Consider the following 16,292-nt stretch of genomic DNA (forward strand, 5'->3'; position numbering starts at 1 on the left):
TCCTCGGGACAAGCCCGAGGATGACGGATGAGAGCTGTCGGCCTCAATGCCTCTAGGCACGAGGCAGCGTCCGCTTACTCTTCCTCGATACCGAGCTTGGCCTTCACCAGCGCCTGCACCGCCTGCGGGTTGGCTTTGCCGCCCGTCGCCTTCATGACCTGACCGACGAACCAGCCGGCGAGCGTTGGCTTCGCCTTGACCTTCTCGACCTGATCCGGGTTGGCGGCGATGATCTCGTCGACAGCCTTTTCGATGGCGCCGGTATCGGTCACCTGCTTCATGCCGCGGGCTTCGACGATCTCGGCCGGGTTGCCGCCCTCGTTCCAGACGATTTCAAACAGGTCCTTGGCGATCTTGCCGGAAATGGTTTCGGCCTTGATCAGATCGATGATGCCGCCGAGCTGTTCAGGAGACACCGGCGTCGTCTCGATATCCTTGCCCGATTTGTTCAGCGCGCCGAGCAGATCGTTGATCACCCAGTTGGCGGCAGCCTTCGGATCGCGTCCGGCGGCCACGGCTTCATAATAATCGGCAATCGCCTTTTCCGAAACGAGGATCGAGGCGTCATAGACAGACAGGCCGAGATCGGCCACGAAACGGGCCTTTTTGTCATCAGGCAGTTCCGGCAGATCGACTTTCAGCGCCTCGACGAAGGCGTCATCGAATTCGAGCGGCAACAGGTCCGGATCGGGGAAATAGCGGTAATCATGCGCGTCTTCCTTGGAGCGCATGGAACGCGTCTCTCCCTTGCCGGGATCGAACAGGCGGGTTTCCTGATCGATGACGCCGCCATCCTCCAGAATGGCGATCTGACGACGCGCTTCATATTCGATGGCCTGACCGACGAAGCGGATGGAGTTGACGTTCTTGATTTCGCAGCGCGTGCCGAAACCTTCGCCCGGACGGCGCACGGAGACGTTGACGTCGGCGCGCATGGAGCCTTCATCCATGTTGCCGTCGCAGGTGCCGAGATAACGCACGATAGAGCGCAGCTTGGTGAGATAGGCCTTGGCCTCATCCGACGAGCGCATGTCCGGCTTGGAGACGATTTCCATCAGCGCCACGCCCGAACGGTTGAGGTCCACGAAGGACATGGTCGGGTGCTGGTCGTGCATCGACTTGCCGGCGTCCTGCTCCAGATGCAGGCGCTCGATGCCGATTTCAGTATCCTCGAAATTGCCCTGACGGTCCGGACCAAGCGAAATGGTGATGGTGCCTTCGCCGACGATCGGGTCCTTGAACTGCGAAATCTGGTAGCCCTGCGGCAAATCGGGATAGAAGTAGTTCTTGCGGTCGAAGATCGAGCGATTGTTGATCTTGGCCTTGAGGCCGAGACCGGTACGCACCGCCTGCTTCACGCATTCCTCGTTGATGACGGGCAGCATGCCGGGCATGGCGGCATCGACCAGCGACACGTTGGAGTTCGGCGCATTGCCGAAGGTGGTGGAGGCGCCGGAGAACAGCTTGGAATTGGAGAGAACCTGCGCGTGCACCTCCATGCCGATCACGATTTCCCAATCGCCGGTGGCGCCGGGAATGAAGCGTTTCGGGTCGGGGGTGCGCACGTCTACAAGGGTCATCTGAAGCTCACGATATACGGGTTCTTTGGCCTTGGTGGGTAGAACAAATGCAGCGCGGGCGCAAGACATGTTGCGCCCCGTCAAGCCCGACCTGCGGTTTTCGAGAGTGCCGGACACGCCTTTTTTACGCTTACCGGTTTGAATTCACGCTATGGAAATGATGACCCTCTGCCTCATTGCCTATATCGGCTTCAATCTCTTCGTTTTCCTTGTCTATTGGTGGGACAAGGAAGCCGCGAGACATGGCGGATGGCGTATACGGGAAAGCACGCTGCTCTTGCTGGCTCTTCTGGGTGGCGGCGGGGGCGCTATCTCAGCACAGCGACTGCTACGTCACAAAACGCGCAAGGAGCCATTCCGCAGTATCCTCCTATCGATCGTGATATTGCAGGCAGGCGTTATCGCATCGCTTGCCATCATGCCGGACTGGCTGGCGCGTGCGCTGAAAACCGTCCTTCAGAACCCGGCTCCGTAAAGCCCGCTCTCAATCTCGGCCAACTGTTTTTGCAGACCCACCGACTGCACCTCGCGGTCCAGCTTCGGCGCATAAGAAACGGAAAGCCAGCGCACGCTATAGCCGTGGTGTCGAAAAAAGGCGACAGCCGGTTCGTTCTGGGCGTGTGTCTCAAGCCGGATGGTCTCGAAGCCCTTAACCTCTATTAGTCTCTCAACATCTGCGAGCAGACGGCTGCCGACGCCCCTCCGTTGAAAATCGGGATCGATCCAGAAGTCGGAAATAACCTCGTCAAAATGCTCCCGCGCGGCCCAACCCGCAACCGAGCCGCCCAGCTCCGCGACGCGGATGGCAAGCCATGATGAGCGGGTGAAATTGGAAAAGGCGCTCGCCGCATTGTCGTAAAGCGTGGGTGTGATGCCGAGAGCCGCAGTTGCCTGCCGCCATGCCCTGATGCCGATGGCCGCAAGGACTTCCGCTTCCCGCTCATGCGCATTGCGAATGACGATCAAACCGCGCCCTCCTTGGCCGTAAAAATTAAACCATTGCGAGTGTGATTCGGCCAGCGTGCTTTTGCTGGGCAAGCCACCGGCTTGACCCTGCTGGACTTGCCCGCTATCCAAAAGAAGCAAGAACGGAGTTTTTATGTTCGCTCAATCGGAGTCCCGTTAAAGGCCCTGCCCGCAAGTTTCTTGCGCGCCGGGCCAGATGAAACCGAGCCGGATGCCCTAACGGCACCCGGGTTTGCTTTCACGCGTCCATGTGACGCCGACCGGACTTCCAACAATGGACATTTCCCGCGCCGAACAGCGCATTCTTCACCTGCTCGCCCAGGGCGGCAGAATTGAACTCGTTCGAGACGACGCCCGCAAAATTGAAAAACTTTCGCTCTTCACGCGCGAAGGATGGATTTTCAGCGGCCTCGATCTCCTCACCTTCCGCAAGCTGAAACGGAGGAGAGCCATAGCCTCCTTCGGTGGCAAGCCCTACCGCATCACCACGCGCGGGCTAGAACTCGTACGGGGTGAGCTGGACAACCGATAAACTGACCGGGCGGCGGCAATGCTGTCGCCCGGCATTTCGCCACGCGGCATCGACGGTGTAAAAAATTATGAAGAGAGCATTTGCTCCAGCTTCACCTTCTCAAGTTCGACTTTCATGATGTCGGACCATTCCATGCCGCGCCAGACGATCTGAAAGCCACAACGCTCATAGAGACCGATGGCAGCGCGATTTCCGGCGTGAGTGTCGATGGTGGCGAGCTGCAGAGCTTCGGCCCGCATCCTGTCGAGAAAATGGACAATCAGCGCTTTGCCAATCCCCTTGCCCTGCCAGTTGGGGTCCACCCACAGATCGGAAATATGATGAGGCTTGGTATCGCAAGCGCCCCAACCGACGACAACACCATCCATTTCGGCCACAACGACATCACCGGTTGGAGACTTGGCGAAGCTTTCGAATTCGCCCCTCACCCGCTCGATGACATGGGAATCGAGATAGGCGGCGTCGAAGGCTTCACCGGCACGCCACGCGGCAAAACCGACGAAGCCGACCGCATCGCGATCGGCTTCGTTCATCTGTCTAAGCTTGAGACCGCTTACCACCACTTGGCGGGCGTGAACTTGCCGGCTGCCTGCTCGATGGCATGGGCCGTCTTGAACAGCGTTTCTTCCTCGAACGGCTTGCCGATCAACTGCAGGCCAAGCGGCAGGCCCTTGCCGTCGAGACCGGCAGGAACCGAGAGGCCCGGAAGACCGGCCATGTTGACGGTGATGGTGAAGACGTCCTGCAGGTACATCTTGACCGGATCGGAAGCTAGCTCCTCATCACCGACAGCGAATGCGGAAGACGGGGTGATCGGCGCAAGAATGGCGTCGACGCCTTCGTGGAAGACGTTTTCGAAGTCGCGCTTGATGAGCGTGCGGACCTTCTGCGCCTTGAGATAGTAGGCGTCGTAATAACCGGCCGAAAGCACATAGGTGCCCACCATGATGCGGCGCTGCACTTCCTTGCCGAAACCGGCGGCGCGGCTCTTTTCATACATGTCGGCAATGTCCTTGCCATCGACGCGCAGGCCGTAGCGGACGCCGTCATAACGGGCAAGGTTGGACGAGGCTTCCGCCGGTGCGACGATGTAATAGGCGGGCAGCGCATATTTGGTGTGCGGCAGCGAGATGTCGACCACCTCGGCACCGGCGTCGCGCAGCCATTCGACGCCCTTGGCCCAGAGCTTTTCGATCTCTTCCGGCATGCCGTCGACGCGGTATTCCTTGGGAATACCAATCTTCAGGCCCTTCAGCGACTGGCCGATGGCCTTTTCGTAATCCGGCACCGGCAGGTCGACGGAGGTGGTATCCTTGGCATCCACGCTTGCCATGGTCTTCAGCAGGATGGCGGCGTCGCGCACGTCACGGGCGATCGGGCCTGCCTGATCGAGCGAAGAGGCATAAGCGACGATGCCGAAGCGCGAGCAACGGCCATAGGTCGGCTTGATGCCGACAGTGCCGGTGAAGGCCGCCGGCTGGCGGATGGAGCCGCCGGTATCGGTTGCGGTTGCGCCGGCGCAAAGATGCGCGGCAACGGCTGCGGCCGAACCGCCCGAGGAGCCGCCAGGCACCAGCTTCTGCTCGGAACCATTGGCCCGCCACGGGTTGATGGCCGGGCCGTACCAGGAGCTTTCATTGGACGAGCCCATGGCGAATTCGTCCATGTTGAGCTTGCCGAGCATGACCGCGCCCTGATCCCAGAGGTTCTGGGTGACGGTCGATTCATATTTCGGCTTGAAGCCGTCAAGGATATGCGAACACGCCTGGGTGTGGATGTCACGGGTGGCGAACAGGTCCTTCACGCCGAGCGGAATACCTTCCAGCTCACCGGCCGCACCGGCGGCAATACGGCCATCGGAAGCTTTCGCCATATCGCGCGCTTTTTCGGGCGTCGTTGTCACATAGGCGTTCAGCGCGCCGTTGGCCGCATCGATGGCGGATAGATAGGCGTCGGTCAGCTCAAGGGCGGAAAACTCCTTGCCTTTCAGCTTTTCGCGGGCTTCGGCAATGGTCAGGCTCGTCAGGTCGGTCATGGTCGGCAACGGCTTTCGAAAATCTCGGAAAAATCGGGCGGCAGAGGCGGTCGCTTATTCGACCACTTTCGGAACCATGAAGAAGTCCCGGTCGGTCGCAGGCGCATTGGCGACAATGTCTTCCGCCTTGTTGCCGTCGGTCACCACGTCGGCGCGTTTTTTCATGTCCACCGGAGTCACCGATGTCATCGGCTCGACGCCGTCGACATTCACTTCCGAAAGCTGCTCCACGAAACCGAGTATGCCGTTCAGCTGGCCGAGCATATTCTGTGCTTCTTCTTCGCTGACAGCGATACGGGCAAGGCGCGCAACGCGCTTTACGGTGGCGAGATCGACGGACATGGTTCTACTCCGGTCAGAATTTTCCTACCGCTATAATCACCATGTCCGTCCTTCGCAACGGTAGAAAGCATGTCGTGCAAAAGAGTATCGCGGTTTTACGCTCACGACATGCACGGGCAAAATGTCAGAAGGATAGCGTATCGCCGGCCTTCGGCGTGTGGACACGCGCTTGCGCCCCTTCCATGCCAGCCACGAACTTCTCCGGTGTCTGGTCGATGATCGGGAACGAACCGTAGTGGCAGGGAATGACATTGCCGAAATTGAAGAAGCGCTGGCAGGCAAGCGCTGCGACGGCTCCGCCCATGGTGAAGCGGTCACCGATCGGCAAGAGGCCGATATCCGGCTGGTGCAATTCGTTGATGAGCTTCATGTCGGAGAAGATATCGGTATCGCCCATGTGATAGACCGCCGGGCCGTCTTCGAAATGCAGCATCAGGCCATTGGCATTGCCGAGCGAATGGGAGACGCCATCCTCGGTGATTTGAGCCGAGGAATGCAGCGCATTGGTGAAGGTGACGGAAAAACCATCGAAATGCACGGTGCCGCCGGTATTGCCCATATCGACCTTTGCGACACCCTTGGCGGAAAGCCAGGCGGCAAGATCGGCGTTCGCCAGTACCGTCGCGCCCGTTTCGCGGGCAAGCTGCACTGTATCGCCGACATGGTCGCCATGGCCGTGGGTCAGCAGAATATGGGTGATGCCTTCGGCCGCCGACTTCGCATCCTGCCCGGCAAAACCGGGATTGCCGGTGAAGAACGGATCGATGAGGATCTTCGCGCCGCCGTTTTCGAGGCGGAAGGCGGAATGGCCGAGCCAGGTGATTTTCATGGGAAGTTCTCCTTTGTATTGCCGGTATAGTATGACATAGGACGGCCTGAACAACCGCACTACCGATATTTAAGAGAGGGGACAATGGCCGCGGACAATGACGATTATGTGTACGACGAAGCCACTGGCGAATGGCGCCCTGCTTCCGAACTGGCTGCGGAGGCTGCGCGTGCGAAGGAAGTGCGCGATGCGGCGGGCAACGTGCTGTCGGATGGCGATTCCGTCACCCTGATCAAGGATTTGAAGGTCAAGGGTACCAGCACGGTCATCAAGCAGGGCACTGTCATCAAGTCGATCCGCCTCACCGACAATCCTGAAGAGATCGATTGCAGGCATGATGCGGTCAAAGGTCTGGTGCTGCGCACCGAATTCGTCCGCAAACGGTAAGGACAGCACACGACATGGCAACACTCTCCATCGAGGAACTGGCGGCGATGCTTCAGCCTGCACAGGCAATTGCCGGCCTCGACCTTGGTACAAAAACCATCGGGCTCGCCATGTCGGATCTGTCGCGGCGTTTTGCGACACCGCGACCCGTCATCAAGCGCGTGAAATTCACGCTGGATGCGGAAGTGCTGCTGGCCTTCGCTGAAAAGGAAAAGGTCGCCGCCTTCATCATCGGCCTGCCGATGAACATGGACGGCTCCGCCGGGCCCCGCGTGCAGGCAACCCGCGCCTTCGTGCGCACCATGGGCGAAAAAACCGCCCTGCCATTCGTTTACTGGGATGAGCGGCTTTCTACCGTTGCGGCAGAGCGCGCGCTTCTCGAAATGGATGTGTCTCGCGCCAAGCGGGCCGAACGGATCGATTCGGCCGCCGCCAGCTTCATACTTCAGGGCGCGCTGGACAGGCTTTCCGCACTCACCCGCGCGGCCGACTGACGGCCCTGCCACCAGGCGTAAATCTGCCTGCGCTTGCGGAAACCGAGAATCGCAAAAACGATCAGGCTGTCGACCGCAATGGCACGCGCCACCAACGGCGGCAGGCTTTCCGGCGGCAGGCCGAGAATATTGCCGTAAATCTCGAACACCAGATCATGAGTCTGGCGTGTGAGCATGTAGAAACCGAAGCTCATGTCGTAATAGGAAAGCCAGTACCAGCTGCCCAGCAACGCAACGGGACCGGCCCAGAGGATCAAAAACCACTTCATGCCGTCTGCCCCCGCACAAAAAACGTATCAGGAATGCCGGCAAGCACCGCCCAGCGCACCGCAGCCATCAGGCATAGGTTCAGCGCCGGCGCGTCGATATCCAACGGCAGCATAGCAAAAAACGTCATCATGACGCCCAAGGCTGTCCAGCGGCTCACTTGCGGCTCCCTTATGCGCAGTCATTGCGCATGGTTAGCAGTTCGTTAATCCACACTGGACCGTCAGCTTCAACGACGCAAACAAAAGCTGCCATTATAGTTAATGGCGGTCGGTCGGCATGTGGAAAACACCGTTAACGAAGCAACGGAAGAGAACACCGGACGGTTGCCCGGCGATAAAAACATGGTTGATAAAGCCTTACGATGACGACTGATCAAATCCGCGCTGTCTGCAGCGTGGGAGGATCAGCCGTAAACGCCCCGCACCAGCCTTTTGACGGCGGTCGTGATCTTTTCCCAATCACGCTCCGATTTTAACGACACGCCCGCAAATTGGCCGCTGGTGGCCGCGGAAATAACGAGGTGCTGGATGGCGGCGAACAGCACGGCGTTGACGGCGGCTGTATCCACGCCCTTCGGCGCAGCGAGCGAGCCGCGCATGCGTTCCAGCCATTTGCCCAGCGATTTTGCGCGGGCTTCGGCCAATTGGCGCACCTGCGGCGAACCATCAGACACTTCCCAGGCGATGATCTTGCAGACGAGCGGATCGCTGCGCAACGCATCCATGAAATAAAGCGCCAGCTTTTCCATGAGATCGCCATAGGTCAACAGAAACATGCCGCCTGTATCTTCGGGAATCCGATCCTTCACCCAGGAACCGAGATCCTCGCCGATCGCCTCGATCAGACCATCAAGGCCGCCGAAATAACGGTAGATGAGCTGCTTGTCGCAGCCGGCGCGGCGGGCAACGGCATTGATGCCGAAGCCTTGAAACCCCTCTTCGGCAAGCAGCGACCGCGCCGCATTAAAAATCGCCTTCTCGGTTTGAGCGCGATCCTTGATGCGCTTTTCCGGTCTGTCGGCTGAAATCGCCTCTGCGGTCGCCAGCATTATTCCCTACCCCTTTTCTGAAAGGCCTTCCTCAACGGGTTAACAAAGCGTGTAGGGAAGAACAACGTGGCGGGATGGATGGACGGAAGGTTCCTGTGGATGAATGATAGCCGACGCGAATATTCCCGAACCCATATTACGCGGAATCTGTCGGCTTACTCCAGCGCCATGCCGAACCACACGCTGCCCGGCGTTTCGTGGCTTTCAAGGCGTTTGAACCCGCGCGTTTCCCAGAAGCGCATGCCCGCATGGTTGCGTTCGCTGGCGCCGAGGTGGATGCCGTAGACGTTGTTCTGTCTCGCCATATCGAGCCAGCGCGACAGAAGCCGGGTGCCACCGCCCTTGCCCTGTGTACGCGGCAAGAGGTTCATGTGGATATGCGCCGGAAACGGATCGGTGAGCCAGGCGGGCGTGCGGCGCGGATGGTGGATGAACTGGGCGCGGCGCTGGTCGGCGTCCCATGTCTGCTGGTCGCCGCCGGGATCGGGGTAAAGGCTGCGCAGATGCGGCCACCATTCCCGCTCCAGCCGCTCTTCGTGCACCGCCGTATCGAGAGCGCCGACGATATAACCGCACACACCTTCCTCATCCTCCGCAACGAAAACGGCATCGGGCCAGAGATGCAGATAGGGGACGGAATAGATATGCCCGACCATGCGGCCATCACTGTAAAGGGCGGCGGCGTCCTGCCCGGCATCGCCGGTGGCGAGGCTTATGGCGTAGAGCGCGTCTTCATCCTCGGCGCGGGCGGAACGGAAGGTCAGCATTGGCAGCCGCCTTCCCTTGCCGCGCATCGATGCGAGAAAGTGTCACGACAGATTAGAACACGCTTTACGCAATTGCTGTTTTTCAAATCCGAGCCCCCCTCCCGCCGGGATTGCAAAACCTTCTTCCGCACGCATCGGTCAAGATGCAGGCGGATAAAGAAGATCGATTATATAATTCGGATCGAAGCGGGAATCGAGCATGCCGTAACTATGCCGCCAGCCGCCTGCGAGACGGGTCTCGAGGAAGGCATCGGCGATCTTGCCGGCGCCGAGACGGCAAAGCTCGGCGGCAGCGGCCGCAAGCGCGAACTGCTCCACCAGCAGGCGGGCCGCTCCCTCGTCACGTTCGGCAAGGGCGATTGCGGCGCGCAGCACGTCGGTGGTCTTTTTGCCGGCTGCTCCGAGATCGCGCTCCAGCGTCTGGAAGACGAGATCGAACAGATCCTTGCCGCGCTGGAGAACCCGCAGCACATCCAGCGCCATCACGTTGCCGGAGCCCTCCCAGATGGCGTTGACGGGTGCTTCGCGGTAGTGGCGGGCAATCGGTCGCTCTTCCACGTAACCATTGCCGCCAAGGCACTCCATGGCCTCATAGATCAGCGCCGGCGCGATCTTGCAGCACCAGTATTTTACGATGGGCGTCATCACCCGCGCATAGGCGGCTTCGGCCGGATTGTTGCGGGCGGCGTCGAATGCCGTCGCCAGCCGGAAGGAGAGAGCAGTGGCCGCCGCAACATCCAGCGCCATGTCGGAGAGAACGCGCGTCATGATCGGCTGCGTGACCAGCATCTTGCCAAAAACAGAACGGCCGCGGGCATAGTGCACGGCTTCGGCAAGCGAGGCGCGCATCATGCCGGCCGATGCCAGAGCGCAGTCGAGCCGCGTGAGTGTCACCATGTCGAGAATGGTGCGGATGCCGCTACCGGGATCACCAAGCAGGTAACCGAAGGCATCGGTGAATTCGACTTCGGCGGACGCGTTGGAGCGGTTGCCGAGCTTGTCCTTCAGGCGTTGGAAATGCAGGCCGTTCTTCGAACCGTCTTCCAGATAACGCGGCACGAGGAAGCAGCCCATGCCGTCGCCCATCTGGGCGAGCATGACGAAACCGTCGCTCATCGGCGCGGAGAGGAACCATTTGTGACCGGACAGGCGATAGATGCCCTCGCCCACCCGCTCCGCCGTGGTGCGGTTGGCGCGCACATCCGTGCCGCCCTGCTTTTCCGTCATGCCCATGCCAATGGTGACGGCGGTTTTCTGCAGGGCCGGCTTCTGCGAGCTGTCATATTTGCGCGAGAGTATCTTCGGCGCCCATTCCTTCTGCACGCGCGGCGAGGCCATGATGGCGGCGACGGAGGCGCTGGTCATGGTCAGCGGGCAGAGATGCCCTGCTTCCAGCTGCGAGGTCAGGTAGAATTTCGTGGCGCGGGCCTTGTGCTCATTACCGCGCGTATCGGGAGAATTTTCCCAGACGCTGGAATGCAGGCCGGACGACATGGAACGGCGCATCAGCGCGTGCCAGGCGGGGTGGAATTCCACCTGATCCAGACGCTCGCCGCGCGGACCGTGTGTATGCAGCTGCGGCACACCCTGATTGGCCATGCGCGCCAGTTCCTGCGCCTCATGCGACGTGACATAGCGGCCGAGCTGGTCGTACTCGTCCCTCAGATTGCGCGACAGGCCGGAGGTGAGATCGACGATCAGCGGATCGGAACGATAGGCGTTGATACCGGACCAGAGGCTTGGCTGGTTCAGTTCGGCGAGCGTTTCTTCTATCCGGGAATTCTGGGTCATCCGCTGCTTCTAGCTGTTTTGTACTGGCGTTGCATAGTGGGGTGATATTGCATAATTCCACCCGCAGGAAGCGATTGAGACGATTAAACCGCCGCTTTCAGCATTTTTCGGGAATGACCCTGATCTAGGTATCCGACCCGGCGAATGCCAGACACGTTTCCGGCAAGACCGGCGGCAACGTCCGAAACAGCCCTGGGCGGCGGCGCGCGGAAATTGCGGCCACGACTGACGTGGCACGACAGATAAAACATTCCCCAAAATCCGCAGCCAGATGTGGAACCCGCGACAGGCTTTTTCGGTTGGCGACTTGATGAACGGCTGCACAGGGAGGGAACCATGGAGGCCAGCGCAAGAAAGCTTTTCGAGCGATATGAGCGATTTTTCAATAAGTCTCTTGAGGGTGACATGGATGTGGAGGAGATCGCCGAGCTCTACGCCTCCGACTTCATCGCCGCCTCCCCCGCCGGGGTGATGAGCGGAAAGAACGATGACCACTTAAAGCAGGTCATGATGAAGGGTTACGAGCGCTATCGGACGATCGGAACGAAGGAGATGCGGATACGCAATCTCCGTATCTCGCCCATCGATGAACATCATTGCGTGGCACATGTCGCCTGGACTGCGACCTTTGCCCGCAAGCGGCAACCGGATGTCGCAATCGATTTCGATGTTCACTACTTCGTCCAGAGGCTGGATGGAACACCGAAGGTTTTCGGCTGGGCGTCAGGCGACGAACAGGCTCTTTTGAAGGAACATGGCATCCTCTGATGTCTGTTCCTTCCGTCGTACGACCCTTTGCCCTCGAGGATTGGGGAAACATCGCCATGTTTTCATTTCAGGAGTTGCGGGCGCTTGCCCCGCGACCATGCAGTCTCTATAGAGCGCAGGACCGAATTCCGCCGCACTCCTGAGGCGTGTTCACAGCGAAGGGGAGCGCGCGGATCAGCATTCGGGCGTTCCGGGCATTTTCACGGGAAAATGCGACGCCCGTCAGGAGGCAAACCGCATGGTCTTCTTCCCCCATCGCCATCTCCTCGGCATCAAGGGGCTTTCCCATCAGGATATCACCCTGCTTCTCGACAAGGCCGACGAGGCGGTGAAAATCAGCCGCCAGCGCGAGAAGAAGACCTCGACGCTTCGGGGCCTGACGCAGATCAACCTGTTCTTCGAAGCCTCGACGCGCACGCAGTCCTCCTTCGAGCTTGCCGGAAAGCGCCTCGGGGCTGACGTGATGAACATGTCGGTCGGCAATTCCTCGGTGAAGAAGGGCGAAACGCTTATCGACACGGCGATGACGCTGAATGCCATGCGCCCGGATGTGCTGGTGGTTCGCCACTCCTCGGCCGGTGCGGCCGCGCTTCTCGCGCAAAAGGTCGCCTGCTCCGTGGTCAATGCCGGAGACGGCCAGCACGAGCACCCGACGCAGGCGCTGCTGGACGCGCTGACAATCCGCCGCGCCAAGGGCGATCTTTCAGGCATCACGGTGGCGATCTGCGGCGATGTGCTGCATTCGCGCGTTGCCCGCTCCAACATCATTCTGCTCAACCAGATGGGCGCGCGCGTGCGCGTCGTCGCCCCCGCCACGCTTCTTCCCTCCGGCATTCGCGACATGAGCGTGGAAGTCTTCCACGACATGAAGGAAGGGTTGAAGAACGCCGATGTGGTGATGATGCTGCGCCTGCAGCGTGAGCGCATGTCCGGCTCCTTCGTGCCTTCGGTGCGCGAATATTTCCATTATTACGGCCTCGACGCCGAAAAGCTGAAGGCGGCGAAGGAAGATGCGCTGGTCATGCATCCCGGCCCGATGAACCGCGGCGTGGAAATCGCCTCGGAAGTGGCCGATGGCCCGCAGAGTGTTATCGAAAGCCAGGTGGAAATGGGGGTTGCCGTGCGCATGGCTGTGATGGAAACCCTGCTTGTCTCGCAAAATCAGGGTGAGCGCGTATGAGTGCCGTGACCGTTCTCAAGAACCTCCGCATCGTCGATCCTTCCCGAAATCTGGACGAGACCGGCAGCATCGTTATCGGTGCTGATGGTACCATTCTCGCAGCAGGCAAGGATGCGCACAATCAAGGCGTGCCTGATGGTGCGACGGTGCGCGACTGCAAGGGTGTCGTGGCCGTTCCCGGTCTGGTGGATGCCCGTGTTTTCGTGGGTGAGCCGGGTGCCGAACACCGCGAAACCATTGAATCCGCATCGCGTGCGGCAGCGGCCGGCGGCGTCACCAGCATCATCATGATGCCGGATACCGATCCCGTCATCGACGACATCGCGCTGGTCGAATATGTGAAGAAGACGGCGCGCGACAAGGCGATCGTCAATGTCCATCCCGCAGCCGCTTTGACCAAGGGCCTGCGGGGCGAGGAGATGACCGAGTTCGGCATGTTGAAGGAAGCCGGTGCGGTGGCCTTTACCGACGGTCGCAAGGCGCTTTCCGACACGCTGGTGCTGCGCCGCGCCATGACCTATGCGCGTGAACTGGGGGCTGTCATCGCGCTCGAGACCCGCGACAAATATATTGGCGGCGGCGACATGAATGAGGGGCTTTTCGCGAGCTGGCTCGGACTGTCAGGTGTTCCGAAGGAAGCCGAGATCATTCCGCTGGAGCGTGATCTGCGCATCGCCGGCCTGACGCAGGCGATCTACCACGCCGCCAAGATTTCCGTACCGGAATCGGCAGAGGCGATCCGGGTTGCGCGGCAGCGGGGCGTGAAGGCCACCTGCGGCATCTCGATCAATCACCTCACGCTCAATGAAAACGATATCGGCGAATACCGCACTTTCTTCAAGCTTTCCCCGCCGCTGCGCGCCGAAGACGACCGCAAAGCCATGGTGGAAGCGCTGAAGGACGGCACGATCGATATCATCGTTTCCTCGCACGACCCGCAGGATGTCGATACCAAGCGCCTGCCGTTTTCGGATGCAGAAAGCGGCGCGGTGGGGCTGGAAACCATGCTGGCGGCGGCGCTGCGTCTCCATCACAGTGGCGAAGTTCCGCTGATGCGGCTGATCGATGCGCTCTCCACGCGTCCAGCCAAGATTTTTGGTCTCGATGCTGGAACGCTCAAAGTCGGCGCGAAGGCAGATATCACGCTGATCGACCTCGATGAACCGTGGCTCGTGGCAAAGGACCAGCTTGTCTCAAAATCCAAGAACACGCCGTTCGAGGATGCCCGTTTCAGCGGCCGCGCTGTCGCCACTTATGTGGCTGGCAAAGCCGTTCATTCCTTGGCATAAGATCACGAACAGAGATCACGCTGACGGCGGGACAGAGGGGACATTGGAATGAGTGCTTTGACTGAGTGGCAGACCGCGCCTGCCCTTCTCGCGCTTTCGGCGCTGATCGGCTATCTATTGGGCTCCATTCCGTTCGGCCTCCTTCTTACCCGCATGGCCGGTCTGGGCGATGTGCGCAAGATCGGTTCCGGCAATATCGGCGCCACCAATGTGCTGCGCACCGGCAACAAGAAGCTCGCCGCTGCAACCCTGTTACTCGACGCGCTGAAGGGCACCGCCGCGGTTCTGGTCGCCAATGCGCTCTGGGGTTACGAAGCCTCGCTGGTCGCCGGTTTCTTCGCCTTTCTCGGCCACCTGTTTCCGGTGTGGCTAGGCTTCAAGGGCGGCAAGGGTGTGGCCACCTATATCGGCGTGCTTCTCGGCGCCGCACCCCTGATGATGCTGGCATTTGCGCTCATCTGGATCGCGACCGCCTTCATCACCCGCTATTCGTCGCTCTCGGCGCTGGTGGCAATGGTGATCATCCCCGTCGCACTTTGGGTGCTCGGACCCGAGAAGACGGCGCTTCTCGTGACGCTGCTCAGTGTGATTTCCTGGTTGAAACACCACGAAAATATCAGACGTCTGGTTGTGGGCACGGAAAGCAGGATCGGACAGAAGAGCTAAGGTTCACCTTGGGGACATGTCATGCCGCATAAGGAAACTACACGGCAGGGCATAGAGCTTTCCGCGCGGCAGCGGGTGGCGTGGCTACGGTTGATCCGCAGCGATAATATCGGTCCCGTGACCTTTCGCGAACTTATCAATCATTTCGGCAGTGCTGAAAAGGCGCTCGATGCCCTGCCCGAACTGTCGCGCCGTGGCGGTTCTTCGCGCAGCCCGCGCATTGCCACCCAGGGGGAAGCGGAAGGCGAGATCGAAACCGCCGATAAATTCGGCGCGCGTTTCGTCGGCATTGGCGAACCGGATTATCCGCCTGCCCTGCGGCAGATGGATGGGGCGCCGCCGCTGATCGCCATGAAGGGTTCGGCGACAAGAGCCTGCGTCGGCATCGTCGGTTCACGCAACGCCTCCATCAACGGCGCGAAATTCGCCGCCATGCTGGCACGCGACTGTGGGCGGGCCGGTTATACGATTGCATCGGGACTGGCGCGGGGCATCGATGCGGCCGCGCACAGGGCAAGTCTTGCAACCGGCACAGTGGCTATGCTGGCCGGCGGTCTCGACCGCCCCTACCCGCAGGAAAATTTCGGACTTTTGCAGGAGATATACGATCAGGGCGGCGCGACAATCAGCGAAATGCCGTTTGGCTGGGAGCCTCGCGCGCGGGATTTCCCGCGCCGCAATCGGCTGATCGCGGGCGCCTCGCTCGGCGTCGTCATCGTGGAAGCAGCGGAACGTTCGGGTTCATTGATTACGGCGCGGCTTGCAGGTGAAGCCGGACGGCTTGTTTTCGCCGTGCCCGGTTCCCCGCTCGATGCGCGCTGCGAAGGCACCAACCGGCTGATCAAGGAAGGCGCCATGCTGACCACGGGTGCAGCCGATATTCTTGATGCACTGCGACCATTGATGGAGCCGCAATTGCCCTATGACCAGAAGATCGAGGAACCGAGTTCCGACACCGAGATGTCACCGCTAGGGGACGACGAGCGCAGCATCATCGCCGCCGCTCTCGGTCCATCGCCTGTGGAAACGGACGATATCATCCGTCACACGGGTTTCTCCGCTGCCACCGTTCACCTGGTGCTGCTGGAGCTTGATATTGCCGGACGCCTAAACCGGCATGCCGGGGGGCGTGTGTCGCTCTTCATCGCGGATTGACAGCTTGCGCCGTCCGCTTTGGATATCGCCGACTTCGACATAGGCCATCTCGATCAGATAACACAGCATGTCGGCCCCCTCACGGCTTGCGACCTGCCGCAGTTCCGCCAGCATCTGGCGGATGTATGCCAAGCTCTCTCTGGTCCCATCATTTTCGGCATTATTGTTTGTTGCGTTGGGGACCATATATTTA

The 16,292-nt window shown here is 60.2% G+C and carries 21 protein-coding genes; 9 read left to right on the forward strand and 12 right to left on the reverse strand.

What is annotated here, in order from left to right:
• Nucleotides 1-74: 74 nt before the first annotated feature.
• On the reverse strand, nt 75-1,580 hold the full coding sequence (gatB, locus tag AGR1_RS06985; RefSeq protein ID WP_149146552.1) for an Asp-tRNA(Asn)/Glu-tRNA(Gln) amidotransferase subunit GatB: 1,506 nt from the start codon (nt 1,578-1,580) through the stop codon (nt 75-77).
• 151 nt (nt 1,581-1,731) lie between these two features.
• On the opposite strand from gatB, the gene AGR1_RS06990 reads away from it, so the two are divergent.
• On the forward strand, nt 1,732-2,055 hold the full coding sequence (locus AGR1_RS06990) for a DUF1294 domain-containing protein (protein ID WP_149146553.1): 324 nt from the start codon (nt 1,732-1,734) through the stop codon (nt 2,053-2,055).
• On the opposite strand, the gene AGR1_RS06995 is transcribed toward AGR1_RS06990, so the two are convergent.
• Entirely contained in the window at nt 2,037-2,546 is a 510-nt protein-coding gene (locus tag AGR1_RS06995; RefSeq protein WP_149146554.1) for a GNAT family N-acetyltransferase, read from the reverse strand. The two genes, AGR1_RS06990 and AGR1_RS06995, sit on opposite strands and share 19 nt — an antisense overlap.
• A gap of 274 nt (nt 2,547-2,820) precedes the next feature.
• On the opposite strand from AGR1_RS06995, the gene AGR1_RS07000 reads away from it, so the two are divergent.
• Entirely contained in the window at nt 2,821-3,078 is a 258-nt protein-coding gene (locus AGR1_RS07000; protein ID WP_149146555.1) for a YjhX family toxin, read from the forward strand.
• A 65-nt stretch (nt 3,079-3,143) separates the two neighbouring features.
• Here the strand turns inward: AGR1_RS07000 and AGR1_RS07005 are convergent, their stop codons facing one another.
• From AGR1_RS07005 to AGR1_RS07020, 4 genes are all read right to left on the reverse strand, one after another.
• Nucleotides 3,144-3,641, reverse strand: a complete 498-nt coding sequence (locus AGR1_RS07005) for a GNAT family N-acetyltransferase (RefSeq protein WP_348640583.1) — start codon at nt 3,639-3,641, stop codon at nt 3,144-3,146.
• Complete coding sequence (gene gatA / locus AGR1_RS07010; protein ID WP_080790857.1) at nt 3,632-5,113, reverse strand: Asp-tRNA(Asn)/Glu-tRNA(Gln) amidotransferase subunit GatA; 1,482 nt, start codon at nt 5,111-5,113, stop codon at nt 3,632-3,634. The genes AGR1_RS07005 and gatA overlap by 10 nt, the downstream gene beginning before the upstream one ends.
• A gap of 54 nt (nt 5,114-5,167) precedes the next feature.
• The gene (gatC, locus tag AGR1_RS07015) at nt 5,168-5,455 is read right to left on the reverse strand and encodes an Asp-tRNA(Asn)/Glu-tRNA(Gln) amidotransferase subunit GatC (protein ID WP_003521472.1); all 288 of its coding nucleotides are present in this window, start codon (nt 5,453-5,455) and stop codon (nt 5,168-5,170) included.
• 124 nt (nt 5,456-5,579) lie between these two features.
• Complete coding sequence (locus AGR1_RS07020; RefSeq protein WP_149146557.1) at nt 5,580-6,284, reverse strand: metal-dependent hydrolase; 705 nt, start codon at nt 6,282-6,284, stop codon at nt 5,580-5,582.
• Nucleotides 6,285-6,368: 84 nt separating this feature from the next.
• Here AGR1_RS07020 and AGR1_RS07025 point away from each other — a divergent pair, with 84 nt between their 5' ends.
• Nucleotides 6,369-6,671: an alkylphosphonate utilization protein gene (locus tag AGR1_RS07025; RefSeq protein ID WP_149146558.1), complete on the forward strand. Its 303-nt coding sequence runs from the start codon at nt 6,369-6,371 to the stop codon at nt 6,669-6,671.
• Nucleotides 6,672-6,685: 14 nt separating this feature from the next.
• A complete protein-coding gene (gene ruvX / locus AGR1_RS07030) occupies nt 6,686-7,165 on the forward strand; it encodes a Holliday junction resolvase RuvX (RefSeq protein WP_080790859.1) in 480 nt (159 codons plus the stop codon).
• Here the strand turns inward: ruvX and AGR1_RS07035 are convergent.
• The 5 genes from AGR1_RS07035 to AGR1_RS07050 form a co-directional block, all read right to left on the reverse strand.
• Nucleotides 7,117-7,434, reverse strand: coding sequence for a DUF6105 family protein (locus AGR1_RS07035; RefSeq protein WP_004441389.1), 318 nt, complete (start codon nt 7,432-7,434; stop codon nt 7,117-7,119). The genes ruvX and AGR1_RS07035 overlap by 49 nt on opposite strands.
• Nucleotides 7,431-7,592, reverse strand: coding sequence for a hypothetical protein (locus tag AGR1_RS29515; protein WP_162927292.1), 162 nt, complete (start codon nt 7,590-7,592; stop codon nt 7,431-7,433). The genes AGR1_RS07035 and AGR1_RS29515 overlap by 4 nt, the downstream gene beginning before the upstream one ends.
• A gap of 246 nt (nt 7,593-7,838) precedes the next feature.
• A complete protein-coding gene (locus tag AGR1_RS07040) occupies nt 7,839-8,483 on the reverse strand; it encodes a TetR/AcrR family transcriptional regulator (RefSeq protein WP_080790860.1) in 645 nt (214 codons plus the stop codon).
• Nucleotides 8,484-8,638: 155 nt separating this feature from the next.
• Nucleotides 8,639-9,250: a GNAT family N-acetyltransferase gene (locus AGR1_RS07045; protein ID WP_080790861.1), complete on the reverse strand. Its 612-nt coding sequence runs from the start codon at nt 9,248-9,250 to the stop codon at nt 8,639-8,641.
• A gap of 138 nt (nt 9,251-9,388) precedes the next feature.
• Complete coding sequence (locus AGR1_RS07050) at nt 9,389-11,041, reverse strand: acyl-CoA dehydrogenase family protein (protein ID WP_149146559.1); 1,653 nt, start codon at nt 11,039-11,041, stop codon at nt 9,389-9,391.
• A gap of 336 nt (nt 11,042-11,377) precedes the next feature.
• Between AGR1_RS07050 and AGR1_RS07055 the strand changes: the two genes are divergently transcribed.
• From AGR1_RS07055 to dprA, 5 genes are all read left to right on the forward strand, one after another.
• On the forward strand, nt 11,378-11,809 hold the full coding sequence (locus tag AGR1_RS07055; protein ID WP_149146560.1) for a nuclear transport factor 2 family protein: 432 nt from the start codon (nt 11,378-11,380) through the stop codon (nt 11,807-11,809).
• A 238-nt stretch (nt 11,810-12,047) separates the two neighbouring features.
• On the forward strand, nt 12,048-12,989 hold the full coding sequence (locus AGR1_RS07060; RefSeq protein WP_080790864.1) for an aspartate carbamoyltransferase catalytic subunit: 942 nt from the start codon (nt 12,048-12,050) through the stop codon (nt 12,987-12,989).
• The gene (locus tag AGR1_RS07065) at nt 12,986-14,278 is read left to right on the forward strand and encodes a dihydroorotase (protein ID WP_149146561.1); all 1,293 of its coding nucleotides are present in this window, start codon (nt 12,986-12,988) and stop codon (nt 14,276-14,278) included. The genes AGR1_RS07060 and AGR1_RS07065 overlap by 4 nt, the downstream gene beginning before the upstream one ends.
• A gap of 48 nt (nt 14,279-14,326) precedes the next feature.
• Nucleotides 14,327-14,944, forward strand: coding sequence for a glycerol-3-phosphate 1-O-acyltransferase PlsY (plsY, locus tag AGR1_RS07070; protein ID WP_187772070.1), 618 nt, complete (start codon nt 14,327-14,329; stop codon nt 14,942-14,944).
• Between the two features lie 21 nt (nt 14,945-14,965).
• Complete coding sequence (gene dprA / locus AGR1_RS07075) at nt 14,966-16,099, forward strand: DNA-processing protein DprA (RefSeq protein ID WP_149146562.1); 1,134 nt, start codon at nt 14,966-14,968, stop codon at nt 16,097-16,099.
• Here dprA and AGR1_RS07080 read toward each other — a convergent pair.
• Complete coding sequence (locus AGR1_RS07080; protein ID WP_149146563.1) at nt 16,052-16,285, reverse strand: hypothetical protein; 234 nt, start codon at nt 16,283-16,285, stop codon at nt 16,052-16,054. The genes dprA and AGR1_RS07080 overlap by 48 nt on opposite strands.
• Nucleotides 16,286-16,292 lie beyond the last annotated feature (7 nt).

Source organism: Agrobacterium sp. B1(2019), from assembly GCF_008274755.1.
Classification (GTDB): domain Bacteria; phylum Pseudomonadota; class Alphaproteobacteria; order Rhizobiales; family Rhizobiaceae; genus Agrobacterium; species Agrobacterium salinitolerans.